Raw genomic sequence first — 22,082 nt, 5'->3', positions numbered from 1 at the left:
GTCGCGCGGTCACGGTTCGCAGGGGGCCGGCCGGCCCGTACACTGGCACCCATGGACCTCGATCGCCCACCGCCGCGCTCGCGCGGGATCTACCTGCTGCCCAACCTGTTCACGACCTGCGGCCTGTTCGCGGGCTTCTACGCGATCATCGCGGCGGCCAACAGCCAGTTCACCGCGGCGGCCATCGCCGTGTTCGTGGCCGGGATCATGGACGGCATCGACGGCCGGGTCGCCCGCCTCACCGGCACCAGCAGCGACTTCGGCGTGCAGTACGACTCGCTGGCCGACCTGGTCAGCTTCGGCCTGGCCCCGGCGCTGGTGATGTACCACTGGTCGCTGTCGGCGCTGAAATTCGACGGCGGGACGCTCGGACGGGTCGGCTGGGCAGTGGCTTTCCTGTACGCGGCCTGCGCGGCGTTGCGCCTGGCCCGCTTCAACACCCAGGTTGGCATCGTCGACAAGCGCTGGTTCGTGGGGCTGGCCAGCCCCGCCGCGGCTGGCCTGATGATGTCCTTCGTCTGGGCCTTCGCCGACGGGGAGCTGGGCTGGAGCGGCGAGGAGCTGCGCTACGTGGCCCTCGGCGTGACCCTGTGCGCCGGCCTGCTGATGGTCAGCCGGATCCGCTATTGGAGCTTCAAGGGCAGCGGCGAAGGGGGGGCGCGCGCCGACCGCGTCCCGTTCGCGGTGCTGCTGGTGGTGCCGGTGGTGATCGCGATGGTGGTCATCGACCCGCCACGGGTGCTGCTGGCGGTGGGCGTGATCTATGCATTGTCCGGTCCGCTGCTCGCCCTGTGGCAGCGCACGAGGCGGCGTTCGGAGCCGGCGTGAACGGCGAGGCCTCACCCTGGAGCCCGGAGCAGCGTCGCTGGTTGCAGGCGCTGGGCCATGTCGTGCTGCGCCCGCGCGCGGCCGGGGAGGAAGAGCACGATCTTGAACCGGTGGCCCGGCAGGCGGGTACGCAAGCGCCCGCGCCACGCTCCACGCCGGCCCGGCTCCCCGCGGCACCGGTCGACGCTGCGCCTGTCGTGAAGCGCGCGCCGCAGGCGCCGGTCGCGCCTGTCGTGGAGCTGGAAACCCCGGAAGCCGCGTCGCCCCGTGCCGTGGCGCGGCGTCCGGCGCGCCTGCCTGATCGCCTGCAGCTGGCCATGCTGCGCGCGTCCGGCCTGGACCCGGCCGATCCCGCGGCGCAGGCGGCGATGGCGCAGTGGCCGATGGACCACCTGCGCGGTGACGCCGCGGCCAAGCGCGCGTTCTGGCCGCAGCTGCGCGCACTGCGGAAACGGCCATGAGCGTGGCCGCGTATCGCGACCTGTCGCCCTCGTGGCGGTTGCGCGGCCTGCGCGAGGGCGACCTTGATGCGGTGATGGCGATCGAGAAGCGCGCCTATCCGTACCCGTGGACCCGCGGCATCTTCCGTGACTGCCTGCTGGCCGGCTATCCGGCGCTGCTGGCGCTCGAGGACGACCGGCCCGCCGGTTACGGGGTGATGAGCATCGCCGCCGACGAAGCGCACCTGCTCAACCTGTGCACCACGCCGGAGCGGCAGTCGCGTGGCCTCGGCCGCCACCTGCTGCGCGCGCTGCTGCGCACCGCGCGCGATCGCGGCGCACGGCGGATCTTCCTGGAAGTCCGGCCCTCCAATCCGCCGGCGATCGCGCTGTACCACAGCGAGGGTTTCAACGAGATCGGTCGCCGACCGCGCTACTACCCCGCGGCCCAGGGGCGCGAGGACGCGCTGGTGATGGCACTGGAGCTGGTCGACGGCGACGTGGAGAAGATGCCGCCGTTGTAGGCACGTGCTTTGCGCGCCCCGGCGTCCGGCCGCCAACGTGACGCGTCGTCCGTTCCGCTCAGAACGCCGGGTCGCGCCAGGCGATTTTCCCGTCGACCAGGGTCAGCAGGCTGCTCGTGCCGGGCAGTGCCTGTGCCGGCACCGCATCGTCCAGCACGTCCTGCGACAGCACGGCCAGGTCGGCGAGATGGCCGGGGGCGATCTTGCCCTTCTCCGTCTCGCTGAACTCGGCGAACGCGCTGCCGGCGGTGTAGGCACGCAGCGCCTGCTCGCGGGTCAGCGCCTGGTCCGGGCGCGAAGCCGGCGCGATGGCGAACATCATGTTCAACCACGGGCTCGGCGGGCCATCGCTGCCCAGTGCCAACGGGATGCCGGCCGTGAGCACGTCCGCCAGCGGCTGCAGGTCGTGCGAATCGATGTACGCGGCTTCGGGCGGGGGCAGCATGAAGTGCGAGGGGTTCTGCACCAGCACGATGCCGAACTCGCCGGCGCGCGCCATCAGGTCCGGTGCCAGCCCCTCGCCATGCTCGATGCGCGGGCGCAACGCGCGCCAGGCAGCTGCGGGGGCGGTGGCCCGCATCGCATCGAGCACGGCGGCCAGCGTCGCGTCGCCCGACACGTGCAGCAGCGGCTGGTCGTCGCGGGCGAAGGTCTCCCGCAACAGCGCTTCGATTCCGGCCTGGTCGAAGTTGAGCTGGCCGTGGCCGCCGTCCGGATAGGCGGCGCGCATCGCGGCGCCGCGCTCCATCGGCGTGCCGTCGAGGATCCACTTGGTGCCGGAGACGACGATCGACGGCCGCGCCGGATCGCGCGCCGGCAGCCCGAGGTGGTCCGGTGGCTGGCCGGGCGCGCGCGCGAGCGGGGTGCGGATCGCACGCAGGCGCAGCGGCGTGCCGGTGTCCTTCCAGGCGGCGATGAAGTCCGGCAGCGGAGTGCCGATGGCCATGTTCTGGACGCTGGTGACGCCGAGCCTGAGCAGGGCGTCGCTGTCGCGCGCGATCACTCTGCGCAGGCGCTCGGGCCGCGCCGGCAGGCCGGCACGCGGGGACCATTGCGCGTATTCGTACACGCGGCCATCAAATGCGCCGGATGCATCCCGGCCCAGCCAGCCGCCGGCAGGCACGTCCTCGAGCGACAGCCCCAGCGCCTTCTGCGCGGCGGTGTTGACCAGCATGCCGTGGCCGGTCCAGCCGGTGAGCAGGAGCGGGCGGGTCGGTTGCAGCGCGTCGAGTTGCGCGCGCCGCATCGCCGGGTCGTGGAGTACCTCCATGCCGATGTCGGCGGTGATCCACCCATCGCCGGTCGTCGGCAGCGCAGCGATCGCCTCGCGCACCTGGGCGCTGCCGGCGTCGCGCGGCAGTTCGATGTCCACCGACGGCAGGCCCAGGGTGATGTGGGTATGCGCATCGTTGATCCCCGGCACCACGCGGTGGCCCTTGAGGTCGATGCGCTGGCTGTCCTTGGACGCCAGTTCCAGGATCGCCGCATCGGTGCCGGTTGCGACGATGCGTCCGGCGTCGATGGCGATGGCGGTCACGGCCGGCTGCCCCGGATCGCCGGTCCAGACCTTGCCGTTGTGCAGGATGGTGTCGACCGCGGCGGCGTCTGCCGCGGCGAAGGCCAGGCAGGCGAGGGCAATGGCGCGCATGGATGGATCCCCGGGGTAATTCCGGGGAGTTATAACGCATCCGCTAGCGCTTGCCGGTCAGCCCAGCCGGGCGCGCTGCTCCTGCAGGCCGGCCAGCTGCGTGCCCCAGTCGGCCAGGCGCTGGCGCTCCTGCTCGACTACCGCGGCGGGCACCTTGTCGGTGAACTTGGCCAGCTTGGCCTCGCTCTTGTCCTTCTCGGCGGCCACGCGCGAGATTTCCTTGTCGAGGCGCGCGCGTTCGGCATCCAGGTCGACCAGGCCTTCCAGCGGCACCAGCAGTTTCAACTCGCCGACGATCGCCGTGGCCGAGGCCGGCGCGTCGGCGCCGTCCAGCCACTCGATCGCCTCAAGGCGCAGCAGGAAGCGCAACTGCGAGGCGAAGCGGCCGATACGCGCACGATCCTGCGCGGCTCCGTCGGCCAGCAGCAGGCGCACGGCCTTGCCTGGCGATACGCCGAGCTCGCTGCGCACGCGACGCAGCGCAGAGACCATCGACTTGAACCATTCGATGTCCGCTTCGGCGGCCGCGTAGTCCTGTCCGGCGAAATCGGACGGCACCGGGTATGGCTGCAGCGAGACCGAGTTGCCGTCGATGCCCACGCGCGGGGCGACCTGGCGCCACAGTTCCTCGGTCACGAACGGCACTAGCGGATGCAGCAGGCGCAGCAGCGATTCCAGTACGTGAAGCAGGGTGTGGCGGGTGCTGGCCGCCGCTTCCGCGTCATCCCCGTTGAGCGCCGGCTTGGCCAGTTCGACGAACCAGTCGCAGAACTCGTTCCAGGCGAACTCGTACAGCGCCTGTGCCAGCAGGTCGAAGCGGTAGGCGGCGAAGTGCCCCTGGGCCTGCGCGGTGACCGCCGCCAGCCGGGCGAGGATCCACTTCTCCGCATCGGTCTTCGGCTGCGGTATGCCGGTGAAGCTCGCGCCATCGGTATTCATCAGGACGAAGCGGCTGGCGTTCCACAGCTTGTTGCAGAAGTTCTTGTAGCCCTCGGCGCGGCCGAGGTCGAACTTGATGTCGCGGCCGTGGCCGGCCAACGCGGCGATGGTGAAGCGCAGCGCGTCGGCGCCGTGGGCGATGATGCCGTCCGGGAATTCCTTGCGCGTGGCGCGCTCGATCTTCTCGGCCAGCTTGGGCTGCATCAGCCCGCCGGTGCGCTTGGCGACCAGGTCTTCCAGCGCGATGCCGTCGATGATGTCCAGCGGGTCCAGCACATTACCCTTGGACTTGGACATCTTCTGGCCCTGCGCGTCGCGGATCAGGCCGGTGATGTAGACGTCGCGGAACGGCACCTTCCCGGTGAAGCTGTCGGTGGCCATGATCATGCGCGCCACCCAGAAGAAGATGATGTCGAAGCCGGTGACCAGCACCGACGACGGCAGGTAGCGGTCGAAGCCGCGCTCGGCCATCGCCTGCTCGTCGGGCCAGCCCATGGTCGAGAACGGCCACAGCTGCGAGGAGAACCAGGTTTCCAGCACGTCGCTGTCCTGGGTCAACGCCACGTCGGCGCCCAGGCCATTCCTTTCCCGCGCCTCGTCCTCGCTGCGGCCGACATAGCAGTTGCCTGCCGCGTCGAACCACGCCGGAATGCGATGACCCCACCACAACTGGCGCGAAATGCACCAGTCCTGGATGTTCTCCATCCAGTGGCGATAGGTGTTGATCCAGTTCGGCGGGACGAACTTCACGTCGCCCGATTCGACGAGCTCGAGCCCGCGCTTCGCCAGCGCGTCCATCTTCACGAACCACTGGTCGGTCAGGTACGGCTCGATCACCTGGCCGGTGCGGTCGCCGCGCGGGACCTGCAGCTTGTGCGGCTTCGTTTCCACCAGCAGGCCCAGCTCTTCAAGGTCGGCCAGCACCGCCTTGCGCGCGTCGTAACGGTCCAGGCCGCGGTACTTCTCCGGCGCGTTGTCGTTGAGCGCGGCGACCGGGGTGAACAGGTTGATCAACGGCAGGTCGTGGCGCACGCCGACCTGGTAGTCGTTGAAGTCGTGCGCCGGGGTCACCTTGACCACGCCGGTGCCGAACGCGCGGTCGACGTAGTCGTCGCCGATCACCGGGATGCGGCGGCCGGTCAACGGCAGCACGACCTCCTTGCCGACCAGCGACGCGTAGCGTGCGTCGTCCGGATGGATCATCGCCGCGGTGTCGCCGAGCATCGTCTCCGGTCGCGTGGTCGCCACGACCAGCCAGTCGCGGGTTTCGCGCAGGATTTCCTGCCCGTCGGCATCGACCTCGACGTGCTCGTAGGACATCCCGTCGGCCAGCGGATAGCGGATCGACCAGAGGAAGCCGTCTTCCTCCACGTTCTCCACTTCCAGGTCGGAGATCGCGGTCTTCAGCACCGGATCCCAGTTGACCAGGCGCTGGCCACGGTAGATCAGGCCCTGTTCGTGCCAGCGCACGAAGGCTTCGACCACCGCCGCTGACGGCTGCGGGTCCATGGTGAAGGTGCTGCGCGACCAGTCGCCCGAGGCGCCGAGCCGGCGCATCTGCCGCTCGATGATGTCGCCCGACTGCGCTTTCCAGTCCCAGACCCTGGCAACGAAGCCTTCGCGGCCGAGCGAGTCGCGGGTCTCGCCCTGGCCTTCCAGCGCCAGGTTGCGGCTGACCACCATCTCGGTGGCGATGCCGGCGTGGTCGGTACCCACCTGCCACAGGACATCGAAGCCGCGCATGCGGTGGTAGCGGACCAGTGCGTCCATCAGCGTGTGCTGGAAGGCATGGCCCATGTGCAGCGTGCCGGTGACATTGGGCGGCGGCAGCAGGATCGAGTACGGCTCGCCCTGGCCGCTGGGCTGGAAGCAGCCGCTGGCCTCCCATTCGGCGTACAGGCGCGATTCGAAGGACTTGGGTTCGTAGCCGGAGGGCAGGGTGGTCATGGGATCTCGATGTGGAATCGGCAGGCCGGCGGTGCCGGCCGTCGCCTACATGTCGTGCTTGTTGAGGTCGTAACCCAGCGCCTGGTACTGCTTCCAGCGTTCGCGCAGGGGGCCGCGCGCCGCCGGATCGGCGGGCACCACCTCGAGCACGCGCTCGCAGGCCGCCACCCACGCGTCGTCGCGCAGGTTGATCACCAGCGGCCGCGGCGGCGCCTCGGTGCCGGGCGGCACGATCAGCACCGGGGTCAGCTCGTCCTCTTCGTCGCCGGCGATCTGGTGCGGCAGGTAGGCGTCGGGATCGAACGACCAGAGCAGGTCGTCCAGTTCCTCGGCCTGCGCCGCGTCGCGCGCCAGCACCAGGGTGAACTGGTTGCTGTCGCAGGCGCGGCGGGCCAGTTCGCAGACCAGCAGCAAAGGCTGTTCGGCGAAGCGCGGCTTGGCGATGAGGTAGAAGTCGGCGCGGGGCATGGCTCGCCGCTTACGCGGCGCGTCCCTCCGCCTGCCCGACCCGGTCCAGCAGCCACTGGCTCAGCAGGCCGACCGGACGGCCGGTCGCCATGCCGCGCTTGCCTTCGTCGCTGGCCGAGCCGGCGATGTCCAGGTGCGCCCAGCGCTGGCCCTCGGCGAAGCGCGCCAGGAAGCAGCCGGCAGTGATCGCGCCGCCCCAGCGGCCGCCGATGTTGTAGACGTCGGCGAAGGTCGATTCCAGCAGCGTCTGGTATTCATCCCACAAGGGCAGGCGCCAGGCGCGGTCGAACACGTTCTCGCCGGCGGCCAGCAGCTCGCCCGCCAGGTCGTCGTGCTTGCTCATCAGGCCCGAGGCGAACTTGCCCAGCGCGACCATGCACGCGCCGGTCAGGGTGGCCACGTCGACCAGCGCCTGCGGCTCGAAGCGCTGCGCGTAGGTCAGCGCGTCGCACAGGATCAGGCGGCCCTCGGCGTCGGTGTTGCCGACTTCGATGGTCTTGCCGGACATGGAGGTGATCACGTCCGAGGGACGGTAGCTGTTGCCGTCGATCGCGTTCTCCACCGTGGGAGCAATAACCACCAGGTTCAGCGGCAGCTTCATCTTCACCGCAGCCACGAAGGTGCCCAGCACGCTGCCGGCGCCGAGCATGTCGTACTTCATCTCCTCGATGCCGCCCTGGGTCTTGAGGTTGACGCCGCCGGTGTCGAAGGTGATGCCCTTGCCGACCAGCACGTACGGCTTGGCGTCGCCGGCGCCCGTCCACTTCAGCACCACCAGGTGCGGCCGGTTGACCGAGCCGCGGGCCACCGCGAGCAGCGAACCCATGCCCAGCGCTTCCATCTGCGCCTCATCCAGGGTGGCGGCCTCGGCGCCTTCGTGGGCGTCGGCGAACTGCTGCGCCTGGGCGGCCAGGTAGGCCGGGGTGCAGATGTTGGGCGGCAGGTTGCCCAGCTCGCGGGTGAAGGCCACGCCGGCGGCGATAGCCTCGCCCTGGACCAGTGCGGTGGCGTCGGTGCCGGTGATGGCCAGCTCGCGCAGGCCCGCCTCGTCCTTCTTCTTGCCCAGGGTGGCGGTATAGCGGTAGGCGGCATGGTCGGCGGCAATGGCGGCCTGGCGGACGTTCCACGCGGCATCGCGACCGGCCACCGCCATTTCGCTGAGCGTGAACAGCGCCTTGCCGACCGGGCCGGTCTTCAGCGCGCGGACCGCGTCGGCCACCGCCTTGAGGTACTGCGGCACCCCGAACTTGGCGGTATCGCCCAGTCCGACCACCAGGACGCGCGGTGCGGCCACGCCCGGCAGGTCGTGCAGAACCAGGCTGCGGCCGGTGCGGCCGCTGAGGTCGCCGCGCTCCAGCAGGGCGCGCAGGCGGCCACCGCTGGCTTCGTCGATGGCCTGTCCCGCGGGGGTGAGGGTCTTGTCGGCAAAGGCGCCGACCACGACGCAATCAAGGGTGGCCGCGGGGGCGGCGTCGCGGTTCAGGGTGAATTGCAAGGCCATTGAGCAGATTCCAGAGGCAGGTAACTACAATGCGGATCGAAATCGCGGATGTCCCGTCGAACCCGGGTCCCAGGACCGGCCGGCGGCTTCCGCGAGCGAATCCGGGATTTTATAGGACTGCTCCGCCTGATGCCGAAGCTCGACCGATACCTGCTGGGCGATTTCGTCCAGAGTTTCCTGGCCACGCTCATCGTGCTGCTGACCGTGAGCCTGGGCGGCGTGCTGGTCGACGTGCTGGGCGAGATCGCCGACGGCGGCCTGCCGGCCAAGCTGCTGCTGTCCCAGCTGGGCCTGCAACTGCTGGTCTACCTGCCGCTGGTCCTGCCGCTGGCGCTGATGCTGGGACTGATGCTGTCGGTGGTGCGGCTGTACCGGGATTCGGAGATGGCGGTGATCAACGCCGTGGGCGTGGGTCCGCGCCGCCTGCTGCGGCCCTTGCTGCTGGTGGCGGTGCCGGTGGTGGTGGTGGTCAGCCTGTGCTCGCTGTGGCTCGGTCCCTGGGCCCAGCGCACCGGGGCGCGCCTGATCGAGGAAGCCAACCGCAGCCTGATCGTGGCCGGGCTGGAGGCGGGGCGCTTCACCTCGCTGCCCAATGGGGGCGGGATCGTCTACATCGACGGCATGAGCGAGGACGGGGCCGGGCTGAAGGGCGTGTTCCTGCAGCGCGAGCGCGAGGGCCGGATCGACGTGCTGACCGCGCGCGAGGGCGCCTTGCAACTGGAGGGCGAGCGCAACCGCTACCTGCAGCTGCGCGACGGCCACCGCATCGAGGGCCCGCTCGACGGCACCCTGGACTTCCGCCTGATGCGCTACGCGTTCAATGACGTCGCATTGCCCGACCGGGCCCAGGTCCGCGACAGCGACGATCCGGCGCTGCTGCCGACCCCGAAGCTGCTCAGGGATCCGCGCCCGGCCGCCACCGCCGAGTTCCACGCACGCCTGGCGCCACCGATGCTGGCCCTGGCTTTCGCCCTGCTGACCCTGCCGCTGGCGCGCAGCTCGCCACGGCAGCAGCGTTACGGACGGCTGATGCTGGGCTTCCTCGCCTACCTGGTGAGCGTGAACCTGGTCTTCATCGGCAGCCGGATGCTCGCCGATGGCGAACTTCCCGGCCTGCTGGGCCTGTGGTGGCTGACCCTGCCCTTGCTGGCGCTGGCGGTCTGGCTGTATGCGCGCGACGGCCGGATGCCGCGGCCCAAGGGAGCGGCGGCATGATCCTGCGCCCGCGCCTGCACGACCTCTACGTCGGCCGGATGGTCCTGGCCACGGTGTTGCTGACCTGGACGGTGCTGCTCGGCTTCGATGCGGTGATGGCGTTGTCCGGGCAGCTCGGCGACCTGGGCAAGGGCAGCTACGACTTCCCGACCGCGCTGGCGTTCGTCGCCTATACGGTGCCGCGCCGCGCCTACACGATCTTTCCCTACGCGGCGGTGATCGGCTCGCTGATGGGCCTGGGCCAGCTGGCGGCGACCTCCGAGCTGACCGCGCTTCGCGCGCTGGGCCTGTCGCGTCGTCGTCTGAGTGCCTCGGTGGCGGCCGCACTGGTCCTGCTGACCGCGCTGATGGTGGTCAACGGCGAGACCCTGGCCCCCTGGGGCCAGCGCCAGGCCGACCAGCTCAAGCTTGCCGCCAAGACCAACAACGTGGCGATCGCACGCTATTCGGGGCTGTGGGCGCGCGAAGGCGACACCTTCCTCAACGCGATCGATGGCCAGGAACGGGTGGTCGATGGCCGGCGCACGCTGGAGCTGCGCGACGTGCGCCTGTACACGCTGGCCGCCGACGGTGGCTTGCAGTCGCTGACCCGCGCGGCGGTGGCCGAGCACGATGGCGACGGCTGGAAGCTGCGCGACGTGCGCCGGATCAGTTTCGGCTTCGACCCCGGCGCGGCGACCGAGCAACGCCTGGCCGAGGAACGCTGGGACTCCGAGCTCGATCCGGGTGCGCTGGCGGCCGGGGTGACCCGCGCGCGCAACCTGTCGGCCTCGGAACTGCGCGCCAGCATCGACTATCGCGCGCGCAACAACCTGGATGCGCGCGAATACGAGGACATCTACTGGAGCCGCTGGTTCTACGCGCTGAACGTGCTGGCGCTGTGCCTGGCGGCCGTTCCGTTCGCGTTCGGCAGCCTGCGCAGCGGCGGCATGGGCAAGCGCCTGTTCCTGGGCATCGTGTTCTCGCTGGGCTTCATGCTGCTGCAGATGCAGTTCGTGCGCCTGGCCGGTGCGTTCCGCTTCGACTACCGGATCGCCTACGCGTTGCCGCCGATGCTGATGCTGGGCATCTCGTGGTGGCTGTTCCGGCGCAAGTCGGGCTAGGGCAGTTCGCCGCGCGGTTCTTCGAGGAGCGGATTCCAGGCCGCGAAGTCGACGCCGTCGGCACGGGTGGCCGTTGGGACGCCGATGGCCTCGGTATCGCGGTCACGCCCGCTCCTGCAAGACCTGTCGCGGTATGGCGCGACTGATCCCGGTGGGCGATCAGCGCTTGGGCATCCGCAGCAGGCGCGTGCCGCTGGCGCGGTCGTGCCACGTGAGCCGGTCGCGGTCGAACCATGCCCACCAGAAGCCCAGGCCCCCGGCCAGCAGCGACAGCGTTCCGACGGCATAGCGCAGCCACAGCGCCTTCCAGGCAGGCACGCCGCCGTCGACGGCGACCAGTCGCAGTCGCCAGGGCCGCATGCCCAGTGTCTGCCCGCCGCGCCGCCAGCTCAGGGTCGCGTACGCGCCGGTGGCCATGAAACAGGCCAGCCAGAGCAGCCACTGCAACGCACTGAATGGTGCGATGTTCTCGCGCGCCGCGTGGTGGCCCAGATAGGTGTAGCCGAGCGTGAACGGCACGGCGATCAGCATCCACAGCGCCGCGACCGGCCACAGGTCGTAGAACAGCGACAGCAGGCGCCAGCCGACCAGCGCGCGGGGGCGTGCCGGGACGGGAGACGTGGACGGATGCGTGTTGCGCGCGGGGGTGACGTTCATCGCGCACAGGATAGCGGGAGCGGGCGGCTATCCTGTGCCGCATGGATTCCGCGAGCCGCCTTAGCACCGCCGACCGCCGCCGCCTCGCGCGCGGCCTGCCGGCGCTGCGCGAGGCCGACGCGCGTGCGATCGGGCGCTTCATCGATGCGGCCTGGGCCGAGCATGGCCTGGCACGGCTGACCCAGGACGCCTACCGGCGCGACCTGGAACAGCTGGCACGGTGGCGCGATGGCGCGGGCGGTGGGCTGGAGGGCGCGGACCGGCAGGCCCTCTTCGAATACATGCGTTGGCGGGCCACACATGGCTACCAGCCGCGCAGCAATGCCCGCCTGCGCGCCAGCCTGCGTGCGTTCTACGCGCACCTGGTGCGTGCCGGCGTGCGCAGCGACGACCCGGCCGCACTGATCGACCCGCCGCGCCTGCCGCGCCCGCTGCCCAAGGCGCTGACCGAATCGCAGGTCGACGCCTTGCTGGCCGCACCTGATGTCGAGGTTGCCGAGGGCCTGCGCGACCGGGCGATGCTGGAGCTGATGTACGCGGCGGGACTGCGGGTCAGCGAACTGGTCAACCTGCCGGCCAACGCGGTCAACCTGCGCCAGGGCGTGGTCCGGGTGCTGGGCAAGGGCGGCAAGGAACGGCTGGTGCCACTGGGCGAGGAGTCGCAGCACTGGCTGGAGCGCTACCTGGCGCAGGCGCGCCCGCAACTGGCCGCGGGCAAGCCGGTGCCGGTCGACGCGCAGGGCAACGTGCCGCTGTTCCTCACCCCGCAGCGCCACGCGCCGACGCGCCAGGCGTACTGGCAGGCGCTCAAGCGCCATGCGGCCGTGGCCGGGATCGACCCGCGCACGGTCACTCCGCACGGGGTACGGCACAGTTTCGCCACCCATCTGCTCAACCACGGCGCCGACCTGCGCGCGCTGCAACTGCTGCTCGGACACGCGAGCCTGTCAACGACCCAGATCTACACCCTGGTCGCACGCGAACACCTCCAGCGCCTGCACGCGCGCCACCACCCGCGGGGGTAAGGCAAGCCGCTTGCGCGGCACTGCCGCGCGGCTTGCCGAACGCCCGGCCATGGATGGCCGGGCGGGGCTGTCCAGAGCTGACGCCGCGACGCCATGGTCGGCGCGCGCCTTCGAACTCGGCCCGCCACGCCACTGCCACGCGACCCGCCGCATTCCTGGTATAGGCGCGGGCGCAAAGCGGATCCGCGACCGACGCCGTAAAACACCATGGATGGGAGGCGGCACCGTCGATCCGGTCGATCGCGCAGACTCGCCGCGTGTCCGGTTCCATGAACGCCCGCGCGGCGCCGTGTCTTGCGGCACAGGGTCATTCAACCGGCATATGCCAGAATCCGGGCATATTCCCCCGGACCCTCCGACCCATGTCCCGAATCCTCGCCACCGCGCTGCTGTGCGCCATCAGCCTCGGCGCATGCGCCCAGCCGGCGGCACCCGCCGCAAACCAGGCCCCCGCCGCGAAGCCTGCCGCCAAGCCGGCCGGCGCCGAGCAGGGCACGCCCGACGCGACTGTGCGCCAGGCCCTGGGCGGGATCGCGCCCGACCTGGCCCCGGAGTACATCGGTGCCGCGCCGTTCCCCGGTTTCCGCGAAGTGCTGCTCGGCGGCCAGGTGCTGTACGTGTCCGATGACGGCCGCTACCTGATGCAGTCGCAGCCCTTCGACCTGAAGGAACGCAAGCCGGCGGCCAGCCCCGGCCTGATGGCGTATCGCAGCAAGCTGATCGCCAGCATTCCCGAGCAGGACCGGATCGTGTTCGCGCCGCCGAACACCAAGCACACTGTTACCGTGTTCACCGACATCGAGTGCGGCTACTGTCGACGCATGCACCAGCAGATCGCCGACTACAACAAGCTCGGGATCGCGGTGGAGTACGTGGCGTTCCCGCGCATGGGTCCGGCCAGCAAGGACTTCCGCGACATGGAGTCGGTCTGGTGCGCCAGCGACCGCAAGCGCGCGCTGTCCGACGCCAAGGCCGGCCAGCCGGTGCAGAAGAAGCAGTGCACCAGCCCGGTGGCGATGCAGTTCGACGTCGGCCAGCGGGTCGGCGTGAACGGCACGCCCGCGGTGTTCGCGGCCGACGGCACCCAGCTCGGCGGCTACGTGTCGCCGCAGCAGATGCTCGACTCGCTGGAAGGCCGCGGCGATGCCGCGGAGGCCGGCGGGTCGCGCTGAGCAGGCCCGCATTCCGAAAGGTGCGGACATGAGCGCGACACCAGGACCACTGGAGCGGGGAGTCGCCGTCCGCTCCTGACAGGACCTCCAGAGCAGCGGGGGGCGCTACCTGTGCCGGTGGCGTCGGTTTCGCGGCCTGAAGTCCGCTCCTACACCCGCCGGGCCGCGCTGCTGCCGGTGCAGCAGCGGGCATGACCACGACACCTCGGCTGCCGCAACGCGAGGCCGTTGCCCGCCCTGATAACGGGGCCGCCATTGCGACCGTTACCGCAATGGCGCGATCGTTCCTGCCGGGCCGGCAAGGCTGCCGCGCCAGCGGATGGCCTGCCCATGGCCGGCTCGACCCGCACGGTGCAGCGGCTGCGGCCCAGGCTGGCGCCCTCCGGTACAATGGACGGCCTTTCCCCCGTGCGACTTCCCCGGACATGATCGTCCTCGAGGGCGCGACCGCCCTTTCGCCGTTCCGCAGGCAGCGGCTCCAATCCCGCCTGCAGTCCCTGGTTCCCGGCCTTCGCATCGAAGGCGCCTGGCACGTGTATTTCGTCCAGCCGGCCGGCACCGCGTCCGCGCCGGTCGACCCTGCCGCCCTCCACCGCATCCTCCAGGCCGGCGATGCCGAAGCGCCGCGTGCCGACGGCGCGCTGTCGCGCTACGTGGTGCCGCGACTGGGCACGCGCTCGCCATGGTCGAGCAAGGCCACCGAGCTGTTGCAGGGCGCCGGCCTGCCCGTCGCGCGGGTCGAACGCGGCCTGCGCCTGGACCTGGCCGGCTGGCCGGCCGATGGGGCCGTGCAGCTGGCGCTGGCCCGGCTGCTGCACGATCCGATGACCCAGTCGCTGCTGGATACGCGCGACGCCGCGCAGGCGCTGTTCGCCTCGGCGCCGCGCGGCAGGCTCGAGCGGATCGCCCTGGACGATCTCGAGGCCGCCAACCGGCGCCTGGGCCTGGCCCTGGCCGAAGACGAAGTCGATTACCTGCGCGCGCGCTTCGGCGAACTGGGCCGCGATCCGTCGGATGTGGAGCTGATGATGTTCGCCCAGGCGAACTCCGAGCACTGCCGGCACAAGATCTTCAACGCGAGCTGGACCATCGACGGGCAGGAGCAGGAGCGCTCCCTGTTCCGGATGATCAAGAACACCCACCAGAAGACCCCGCAGCACACGTTGAGCGCCTACAGCGACAACGCCGCGGTGATCGAGGGCCATGTCGCGGCGCGCTACCGCCCGGACCCGAAGACCGGCGAGTACCGCACCGAAGCCGCGGTGCCGTCCGCGTTCCAGATCAAGGTCGAGACCCACAACCATCCGACCGCGATCTCGCCCTTCCCCGGCGCCGCCACCGGCGCAGGCGGCGAGATCCGCGACGAAGGCGCGACCGGTCGCGGTGGCAAGCCCAAGGCCGGCCTGACCGGCTTCTCGGTGTCGCACCTGCGCATCCCGGCGCTGCCGCAGCCGTGGGAAGGCCAGCGCGCGCTCAACCCGCGCATGGCGCCCGCGCTGGAGATCATGCTCGACGGCCCGCTGGGCGGCGCCGCCTTCAATAACGAGTTCGGCCGGCCCAACCTGCTCGGCTATTTCCGCAGTTTCGAGCTGCCGGAAGGCGGTGCGTCCGACGGAAGCCCGCTGACCCGCGCGTACGACAAACCGATCATGCTGGCCGGCGGCCTGGGTGCGATCGACCGGATCCAGGTCGACAAGATCCGCCTGCAGCCGGGCGACGCGGTGATCGTGCTGGGTGGCCCGGCGATGCTGATCGGGCTGGGCGGTGGCGCGGCCAGTTCCGTGGCCTCGGGCGAGAGCGCCGAGGACCTGGATTTCGCCAGCGTGCAGCGCGACAACCCGGAGATGGAGCGCCGCTGCCAGGAGGTCATCGACCGCTGCGTGGCGCTGGGCGCGGACAACCCGATCCACTTCTTCCACGACGTGGGCGCGGGTGGCCTGTCCAACGCGATTCCCGAGCTGCTGCACGATTCGGGCGTGGGCGGGGTGATCGACCTGGGCAAGGTGCCGACCGACGATCCGTCGCTGTCGCCGCTGGAACTGTGGTGCAACGAATCGCAGGAGCGCTACGTGCTCGGCGTGCCGGCCGACCGGCTGGAGGAGTTCGCCGCGATCTGCGCGCGCGAGCGCTGCCCGTTCGCCGCCGTGGGCGTGGCCACCGCCGAAGAACATCTTGTCGTCGCCTACGGCGCCGCCCCGGGGCACACCCCGGCCGACGCGCCGATCGACCTGCCGATGGACGTGCTGTTCGGCAAGCCGCCGAAGATGCATCGCGACAGCGCGCAACCGCCGGCGCCACGCTGGCCGGTGTTGGCCACCGCGGGGCTCGACCTGCACCAGGCCGGCCTGCGCGTCCTCGCCCATCCGACCGTGGCTTCCAAGAGCTTCCTGGTCACGATCGGCGACCGCAGCGTCGGTGGCCTGACCGCGCGCGAACAGATGATCGGCCCCTGGCAGCTGCCGCTGGCCGACTGCGCGATCACCCTGGCCGACTACGACGGCGTCGCCGGCGAGGCGATGTCCCTCGGCGAGCGCACCCCGCTGGCGCTGCTCGACTCGGCCGCTGCCGCGCGCATGGCGGTCGGCGAGGCGGTCACCAATCTCTGCGCCGCGCCGGTGGAAGCGCTGGATACGGTCAAGCTGTCGGCCAACTGGATGGCCGCGTGCGGGCACCCGGGCGAGGACGCCTTGCTGTACGACGCCGTCCGCGCGGTCGGCATGGAACTGTGCCCGGACCTGGATATCTCCATCCCGGTAGGCAAGGACTCGCTGTCGATGCAGGCCCAGTGGCAGGCCGATGGCCAGGCGCACAAGTCGGTGTCGCCGGTCTCGCTGATCATCACCGCGTTCGCGCCGGTGGTCGATGTGCGCGGCCAGCTCACGCCGCTGCTGGCCGACGGCGACGACAGCGAGCTGTGGCTGATCGGCCTGGGCGGCGGCAAGCAGCGCCTGGGCGGTTCGGTGCTGGCCCAGGTGCATGCCGACGGCGCCGCGTTGCCGGCTTTCGGCGGCGAAGGGCCGGACCTGGACGAGCCCGAACGCCTGCGCGCGTTCTTCGAACTGATCCGCGCGGCACGCGAAGCCGGCCTGCTGCTGGCCTACCACGACCGCAGCGACGGTGGCGCCTTCGCCGCGTTGTGCGAAATGGCGTTCGCGTCGCGTCGCGGCCTGGACATCACCCTGGATGCCTGGGGTGACGATCCGTTCCGGACCCTGTTCAACGAGGAGCTCGGCGCGGTTGTGCAGGTGGCCGACGAGGATCGTGCCGCATTCGCCGACCTGGTCGAGCGCCATGCGCTGACCGAATGCACGCAGCGCATCGCGCGCCCGAGCGCGGTGCCGCGCGTACGCGTGCGCCGCGACGGCGAGCTGTTGGCCGAGTGGCGCTGGGAGGAACTGTTCGACGCCTGGTGGTCGGTCACCCACGCGATGCAGAAGTTGCGCGACAACCCGGAAAGCGCCGATGCCGAGCGTGCCGTCGCGCGCGATTTCACGGCGCCGGGACTGAAGCCGAAGCTGACCTTCGATCCGGCCGAGGACGTGGCGGCGCCGTTCATCGCGACCGGGGCGCGCCCGCGCGTGGCCATCCTGCGCGAACAAGGCGTCAACAGCCACATCGAGATGGCGCGCGCGTTCGACCGCGCCGGATTCGTGCCCGTCGACGTGCACATGAGCGATCTGGTCGCAGGGCGCATCGGCCTGGAGGGTTTCGCCGGGCTGGCGGCGTGTGGCGGCTTCAGCTACGGCGACGTGCTCGGTGCCGGTCGCGGCTGGGCCACCTCGGTGCTGGAGCGCGAAGCGATGCGCGATGCGTTCGCCGCGTTCTTCGCCCGTCCCGACACCTTCTCGCTGGGCGTGTGCAACGGCTGCCAGATGATGAGCCAGCTCAAGGACATCATTCCCGGCGCGCAGCACTGGCCGAAGTTCCTGCGCAACCGCAGCGAGCAGTTCGAGGCGCGGACCAGCCTGCTGGAGGTGGTCGAGTCGCCATCGATCCTGCTGCGCGGGATGGCCGGCTCGCGCATTCCGGTGGCGGTGGCGCACGGCGAGGGCCGGGCCGAGTTCGACAGCGCGGTCGACCAGGCCGCGGCCAGGGTCGCATTGCGTTTCGTGGACGGACACGGCCAGGCGGCCATGCAGTACCCGCTCAATCCCAACGGCTCGCCCGACGGCATCACCGGCCTGTCCAGTGAAGACGGCCGCGCGACGATCCTGATGCCGCATCCGGAGCGCGTGGCGCGCAGCGTCAACCTGAGCTGGCACCCGGACGGCTGGGATGACATGTCGCCGTGGATGCGCATGTTCCGCAACGCGCGGGTCTGGGTCGGCTGAAGGCCGGTCCAGGACTCGATGAACCGGCGGCGCCCTCGGGGCGCCGCTTCCTTGGCTGCAGCTGCCCGGCGTCCTGCGGCAGGGCCCGACGGCGCCCTGCTAAAGTCGGTGCGGTCGCCCGATGAGTCCACGTCCACCCGTGAGCCACCTGCCTATCGTGCTGTTGCCGCTCGCTGCCGACGAGGATGCACTGGATGCATGCCTGGCGGCGCTGGAGGCGGCGACACCGGCGGGCACTTCGATCTGGCTTGCCGACGACGCGCAGGCCGGCCCGCGCGGGATCGAAATCGTCGAACGCTGGCTGCTGCGCACGCGCCTGCAGGCCGAGTACACGCGCCGCGCGAGCCCGATCGGGGAGTCGGCGCACCTGCAGGAAATGCTGCAGGCCTGCGGCGATGCCGACGTGGTCGTGCTGGCCTCCGACGCGCAACCGCTGCCGGGCTGGCTGGCGCAACTGGCGGCATGCCTGGCCCGTGATGCGGCGATCGCCACGGCCACGCCGTGGTGCAATGCCGGCGAGACCGCCGGCTGGCCGCGCCTCGGCGAGATTTCACCGCCACCCGTCGATCAGGCGCTGACCGTGCAGGCCTGCGCGGCGATGGCCCCGCGGCATCCGGAGCTGCCGGCCGCGGTCGGGCACGCCGTCGCGCTGCGCGGCAGTGCCCGGCAGCGTGCCGGTGGCCTGGACACCGCCAGCTTTGCCTCCTGGTATGCCGCGCTTACCGATCTCTCGCTGCGCCTGTCCGGCCTGGGCTGGCGCAACGTGCTGTGCGAAACCGCATTCGTGGCACGCGGCGGCGAAGGCGGGCCGGCCGACGGAGACCTGGATGCGCTGGCGGCGCGCTGGCCGGCCTGGCATTCGCGGCTGGCCGGCTTCCTGATGCACGACCCGCTGCGCGAGCAGCGGGAGCGGTTGCAGGCCCTGCACGCGCAGCTGCGCGACACCCCGCAGCACGATCTCTTTGCTGCCGCGTCGGTCGCAGGGGACGCGCCGTGAGCGGCGCGCCGGTCGACGGCGACGGCATTGCCGCGGTGGTGGTCAGCTACCGCAGCGCCTCGACCCTGGACGGCTGCCTGCTGCGCCTGCGTTCGGCCAACGGCGTGGTCCAGATCCGGGTAGTCGACAATGGCTCGGACGACGGCACGCTGGAGATCCTGCAGCGGCATGCCCTGGCCGATTCCCGCCTGCATTTCATCGCCAACCCCGATAACCCCGGCTTTGCCGTCGCCTGCAACCAGGGGGCAGCCGACAGCGACGCGCCCTGGCTGGCCTTCGTCAATCCCGACCTGCAGGTCCGCCCCGACTCGCTGGCGCGCCTGCGCGCGCATGCGCTTGCACTGGGCGATGCGGCCCTGCTCGGCGCCGACCTGCATGGCGAGGACGGCGAGCGCGATGGAGCGGCACGACGGCACGATCCCGATTTCGCCGCGATGCTGCGCACGCCGGCAGCCGCGGCCCGGCTCGACGTGCCCGTCGATCCGGCCTGCGCACTGCAGTCGGTGGAGTCGGTATCGGGCGCGCTGATGCTCATGCAGCGCACGCTGTTCGAGCGAATCGGCGGCTTCGACGAAGGATACCGGCTGCACGCCGAGGACCTGGACCTGTGCCGGCGCGCGCGCGAGGCCGGTGCGGCGGTGGCGGTCGCCAACGACGTCCCGGTGCTGCACGTGCGTGGCGTGTCCAGCCGCTCGCGGCCGGTTTTCGTGGAATGGCACAAGCATCGCGGCCTGTGGCGGTACTTCGGAAAGTTCGAGGCCCCACGCCGAGGCCTGGCCACGCGGCTGGGTGTGTTCGCGGCGATCTGGATGCATTTCCTCGCACGCCTGCCTCGCGCGCTGGTTCCGCGCTGACCCTTTTTCCCCGAGGTGTCCATGCCGATCATTCCGTCATTGCTCGACACCGACCTGTACAAGTTCACGATGATGCAGGCGGTGCTGCACCAGCATCCGGGCGCGCAGGTGGAGTACCTGTTCCGCTGCCGCAGTCCCGGCGTGGACCTGGCGCCGCACCTGGACGCGATCTCGGCGCAGATCGACGCGTTGTGCGCGTTGCGCATGCGCCCCGACGAGCTGGGCTACCTGCGCGGGCTGCGCTTCATCAAGCCCGATTTCGTCGACTTCCTCGGCCTTTTCCAGTTCGACCGCAAGTACGTGCAGTTGCGCCGCTCGGACACCGAACCCGGGGGCATCGAACTGCGTCTGCGTGGCCCGTGGCTGCACACGATCCTGTTCGAGGTCCCGCTGCTGGCGATCGTCAGCGAGGTCTACATGCGGGCCGAACACGGCCCGGCGGATCGCGACGAAGGCCTGCGCCGCCTGCACGCCAAGGCCGTGCGCCTGCGCGATGCGGTCGGGTTCGAGGACTGCACGCTCACCGACTTCGGGACCCGCCGGCGCTGGTCGCATGCCTGGCACGACGAAGTGGTGGTGCAGTTGCGGGAGACGCTCGGCACGCGCTTCGCGGGGACCTCGAACGTGCACTTCGCCATGAAACACGGGCTGGTGCCCCAGGGCACGATGGCCCACGAATGGCTGCAGGCGTTCCAGGCGCTGGGTCCACGCTTGCGCGACTCGCAGGTGGCGGCCTTCGACAGCTGGGCGCGCGAGTACCGCGGCGACCTCGGCATCGCCCTGACCGACGTGATCGGGCTGGAGGCGTTCCTGCGCGACTTCGACCTGTACTTCTGCAAGCTCTTCGACGGCATGCGCCACGATTCGGGCGACCCGTTCGAGTGGGGCGAGCGGATCATCGCCCACCTGCACGCGCACCGGATCGACCCGATGACCCGGACGCTGGTGTTCAGCGACGGCCTGGACATGGAACGGGTCATGGCGCTGTACGCACATTTCCGCGGCCGCTGCCGGATGTCTTTCGGAGTGGGCACCCACCTGACCAACGACCTCGGCCCGAAAGCGCTGCAGATCGTGCTGAAGATGGTGCGCTGCAATGGACAGCCCGTGGCCAAGCTCAGCGACACGCCAGGCAAGACGATGTGCGACGACCCGGGCTACCTGGCCTACCTGCGCCAGGTATTCGCCGTTCCCGCCGCGGAACCCTAGGAAGGCGCGCACTCGCGCCGGCTATGCTGTGGCCGCAACCCGGCGCAAGCCGGGGTTCCACGGAAGAAACAGGAGAACGCGATGGCACGGATACTCGGTATTTCCGGCAGCTTGCGAGCGGGGTCGTTCAACACCGCACTGTTGCGCGCGGCCCGCGAGCTCGCCGTGCCGGGCGTGGAGCTTGAACTGGCGACCCTGCATGGCATCCCGCTCTACGATGGTGACCTGGAGCAGCGCGCAGGATTGCCCGAAGCAGTGGTCGCGTTGAAGGCCAGGGTCCTCGAGTGCGAGGGCCTGCTGCTGGCCACGCCCGAGTACAACAACGGCATACCGGGCGTTTTCAAGAACGCGATCGACTGGCTGTCGCGACCGGCAGCGGACATCCCGTCGATATTCGGCGGGCGCCCCGTTGCCGTGGTGGGCGCGTCGCCCGGTGGCTTCGGCACGATCCTGGCGCAGGATGCCTGGCTGCCGGTATTGCGGACCCTGGGTGCGCGCTTCTGGTCCGGTGGCCGGCTGATGGTTTCGCGGGCCGGCCAGGCCTTCGATGCAGAGGGCCGGCTGTCCGACGATCGGACGCGCCAGCAGCTGGCGCAATTCCTTGCTGCCTACCGTGACTCGATTGATAGGTAACCGGTGGTCATTTTCCCGGTCGCCTAAAAAAGGACAGCGCTGGCCAAAGGCCGGCTTGTAAGCGCCGCAACGCAGAATCCAGGCGCTGGACCGCCGTTATCCGCATCAATGCGCCCAATGGCAGCGTTTGGCATTCCATTTTCGTATGTCTAAGCGCCTTCAGATTCCGTTAAACGTGGGTCGTTACCCAGGCAACGGGATTTGTGCTGCGCTGCACTGTGACAGGCCAGATCAGTGCGTGCTATCTCTTGCGCCACTCGAGAATGTTAGCGCTATCAATCAAGGGCGGGCTGCCCGGATGACACCCGCCGCGACGCGCGGGACGCATCGTGCGTCGTTACGACAAGCTTTGGTATTCGATTTGCCGGCGTCTATTTGCCGGCACGCAGGGACGGACTTCCAAGTCCGGTTGTACGGGTCGTCGACCGCGGCCTGAAATGCCCCAGCGAGGGCAATACATCCACAAATCGAAGCAAGAGGGGAGGGTAGGGAGATGAGCATTTGCAGGTTGCAGTGTCCCGCGCTGTCAGGAGCCACGGCGCATGCCGCGTACGGGGCCCGGGGTGATGTGTCCAACGCCGTCGAGGCAGC

17 protein-coding genes are annotated in these 22,082 nt (G+C 70.3%); 12 read left to right on the top strand and 5 right to left on the bottom strand.

Going from position 1 to position 22,082, the window contains the following annotated elements:
- The first annotated feature begins 51 nt into the window (after positions 1–51).
- The 3 genes from pssA to rimI are packed head-to-tail and all read left to right on the top strand — an operon-like array spanning position 52 to position 1,792.
- Entirely contained in the window at positions 52–828 is a 777-nt protein-coding gene (gene pssA, locus CSC65_RS02500) for a CDP-diacylglycerol--serine O-phosphatidyltransferase (protein ID WP_162408397.1), read from the top strand.
- Entirely contained in the window at positions 825–1,289 is a 465-nt protein-coding gene (locus tag CSC65_RS02495) for a hypothetical protein (protein WP_162408396.1), read from the top strand. Before pssA ends, CSC65_RS02495 begins: the two co-directional genes overlap by 4 nt.
- Positions 1,286–1,792, top strand: coding sequence for a ribosomal protein S18-alanine N-acetyltransferase (gene rimI / locus CSC65_RS02490; protein WP_162408395.1), 507 nt, complete (start codon positions 1,286–1,288; stop codon positions 1,790–1,792). The genes CSC65_RS02495 and rimI overlap by 4 nt, the downstream gene beginning before the upstream one ends.
- Positions 1,793–1,850: 58 nt before the next feature.
- Here rimI and CSC65_RS02485 read toward each other — a convergent pair whose 3' ends face one another.
- From CSC65_RS02485 to CSC65_RS02470, 4 genes are read right to left on the bottom strand one after another with little or no spacing between them, the layout of a single operon-like run.
- Positions 1,851–3,440 carry an amidohydrolase gene (locus CSC65_RS02485; RefSeq protein WP_162408394.1) on the bottom strand — a complete coding sequence of 530 codons (1,590 nt, stop codon included), beginning with the start codon at positions 3,438–3,440 and terminating at the stop codon, positions 1,851–1,853.
- Between the two features lie 57 nt (positions 3,441–3,497).
- Entirely contained in the window at positions 3,498–6,326 is a 2,829-nt protein-coding gene (locus tag CSC65_RS02480; protein ID WP_162408393.1) for a valine--tRNA ligase, read from the bottom strand.
- A gap of 45 nt (positions 6,327–6,371) precedes the next feature.
- Entirely contained in the window at positions 6,372–6,794 is a 423-nt protein-coding gene (locus tag CSC65_RS02475; protein ID WP_162408392.1) for a DNA polymerase III subunit chi, read from the bottom strand.
- Positions 6,795–6,804: 10 nt separating this feature from the next.
- On the bottom strand, positions 6,805–8,295 hold the full coding sequence (locus CSC65_RS02470) for a leucyl aminopeptidase (RefSeq protein ID WP_162408391.1): 1,491 nt from the start codon (positions 8,293–8,295) through the stop codon (positions 6,805–6,807).
- Positions 8,296–8,424: 129 nt separating this feature from the next.
- Here CSC65_RS02470 and lptF point away from each other — a divergent pair, with 129 nt between their 5' ends.
- Positions 8,425–9,510: an LPS export ABC transporter permease LptF gene (gene lptF / locus CSC65_RS02465; protein WP_162408390.1), complete on the top strand. Its 1,086-nt coding sequence runs from the start codon at positions 8,425–8,427 to the stop codon at positions 9,508–9,510.
- Positions 9,507–10,613, top strand: a complete 1,107-nt coding sequence (gene lptG, locus CSC65_RS02460; RefSeq protein WP_162408389.1) for an LPS export ABC transporter permease LptG — start codon at positions 9,507–9,509, stop codon at positions 10,611–10,613. The genes lptF and lptG overlap by 4 nt, the downstream gene beginning before the upstream one ends.
- A gap of 159 nt (positions 10,614–10,772) precedes the next feature.
- Here lptG and CSC65_RS02455 read toward each other — a convergent pair whose 3' ends face one another.
- Positions 10,773–11,270, bottom strand: a complete 498-nt coding sequence (locus CSC65_RS02455; protein ID WP_162408388.1) for an RDD family protein — start codon at positions 11,268–11,270, stop codon at positions 10,773–10,775.
- A 41-nt stretch (positions 11,271–11,311) separates the two neighbouring features.
- Here CSC65_RS02455 and xerD point away from each other — a divergent pair, with 41 nt between their 5' ends.
- The 7 genes from xerD to CSC65_RS02420 all read left to right on the top strand — a co-directional run bounded on the left by xerD (position 11,312) and on the right by CSC65_RS02420 (position 21,491).
- On the top strand, positions 11,312–12,295 hold the full coding sequence (gene xerD / locus CSC65_RS02450) for a site-specific tyrosine recombinase XerD (protein WP_162408387.1): 984 nt from the start codon (positions 11,312–11,314) through the stop codon (positions 12,293–12,295).
- Between the two features lie 362 nt (positions 12,296–12,657).
- Positions 12,658–13,467: a thioredoxin fold domain-containing protein gene (locus tag CSC65_RS02445; RefSeq protein ID WP_162408386.1), complete on the top strand. Its 810-nt coding sequence runs from the start codon at positions 12,658–12,660 to the stop codon at positions 13,465–13,467.
- A gap of 425 nt (positions 13,468–13,892) precedes the next feature.
- Positions 13,893–17,798, top strand: a complete 3,906-nt coding sequence (gene purL / locus CSC65_RS02440) for a phosphoribosylformylglycinamidine synthase (RefSeq protein WP_162408385.1) — start codon at positions 13,893–13,895, stop codon at positions 17,796–17,798.
- A 121-nt stretch (positions 17,799–17,919) separates the two neighbouring features.
- Positions 17,920–18,795 (top strand): glycosyltransferase family 2 protein, encoded by an 876-nt coding sequence (locus CSC65_RS02435; RefSeq protein WP_162408384.1) that lies wholly within the window; start codon positions 17,920–17,922, stop codon positions 18,793–18,795.
- Positions 18,792–19,649 carry a glycosyltransferase family 2 protein gene (locus CSC65_RS02430; protein ID WP_238390245.1) on the top strand — a complete coding sequence of 286 codons (858 nt, stop codon included), beginning with the start codon at positions 18,792–18,794 and terminating at the stop codon, positions 19,647–19,649. The genes CSC65_RS02435 and CSC65_RS02430 overlap by 4 nt, the downstream gene beginning before the upstream one ends.
- A gap of 21 nt (positions 19,650–19,670) precedes the next feature.
- The gene (pncB, locus tag CSC65_RS02425) at positions 19,671–20,858 is read left to right on the top strand and encodes a nicotinate phosphoribosyltransferase (protein ID WP_162408383.1); all 1,188 of its coding nucleotides are present in this window, start codon (positions 19,671–19,673) and stop codon (positions 20,856–20,858) included.
- Between the two features lie 81 nt (positions 20,859–20,939).
- The gene (locus CSC65_RS02420) at positions 20,940–21,491 is read left to right on the top strand and encodes an NADPH-dependent FMN reductase (RefSeq protein WP_162408382.1); all 552 of its coding nucleotides are present in this window, start codon (positions 20,940–20,942) and stop codon (positions 21,489–21,491) included.
- Positions 21,492–22,082: the final 591 nt, after the last annotated feature.

The organism is Pseudoxanthomonas daejeonensis (assembly GCF_010093205.1).
GTDB lineage: Bacteria > Pseudomonadota > Gammaproteobacteria > Xanthomonadales > Xanthomonadaceae > Pseudoxanthomonas > Pseudoxanthomonas daejeonensis.
The sequence above is the reverse complement of the archived record's forward strand: the minus strand, read 5'-3'. Positions and strand labels throughout refer to the sequence as shown.